Source organism: Pseudomonas sp. EL_65y_Pfl1_R83, assembly GCF_963970695.1.
Taxonomy (GTDB): Bacteria; Pseudomonadota; Gammaproteobacteria; order Pseudomonadales; family Pseudomonadaceae; genus Aquipseudomonas; species Aquipseudomonas tritici.
In genome coordinates this window covers 1-598 of record NZ_CAXAQI010000143.1, presented here as the reverse complement: position 1 = coordinate 598, position 598 = coordinate 1, and the positions used below count along the sequence as shown (strand labels likewise).

Genomic DNA, 598 nt, shown 5'->3' with positions numbered 1-598 from the left:
CGACACAGTGTCAGAACTTCCAAATACCGCTTGCAACCGAAGGGGCGTCCACAGATGGGTCTACGGCCTAGATCAGCACGCGCTCCACCTCGTCCAGCGTTACGTCGTCGGGCCGACGATCGTAGAGCTGGGTGGTACGGGTGGACGCATGGTTCGCCATCGTCGCGGCGCGCTCCAGCGTCCCGCCGTTTTTCAGATAGGCGGTGATGCCAGTGGCGCGGAACGAATGGTTACCAATCGCCGTCTCGATCTCAGCCGCGCTGGCGCGCCGGCGCACCATCTGGAACGCGCTGGCCTGGGGCAGGGGGGTATCGCTTAGTCGCTTAGTCCCACGCCCGATCGTTCGGAACAGCGGCCCCTTGCGATCATCGCGTAGCTCGCATCCGTCGAGGTAGGCGATCAGATATTCCTCCAGATTGTGATGGCAGGGCATCTCGTGGCGTTTGCCGCCCTTCTCATGCAACCGCACCCACAACCGGCGATTCTGCACAAACACGTCCTCCACCCGCATTCCCAGCGCAGCGCCGATGCGAGCGAACGAATAGACCATCAACCCGATTAGCGCCCGATCGCGTAAGCCCGCCGGGGTCGTCACATC

The 598-nt window shown here is 62.9% G+C and carries 1 protein-coding gene; it reads right to left on the bottom strand.

The genetic code is table 11. The annotated features are described in order from the left end of the window. Window positions 1–67: 67 nt before the first annotated feature. Window positions 68–598: tyrosine-type recombinase/integrase (locus tag AACY08_RS28085; RefSeq protein WP_339472360.1), on the bottom strand; the 531-nt coding region annotated here is incomplete at its 5' end.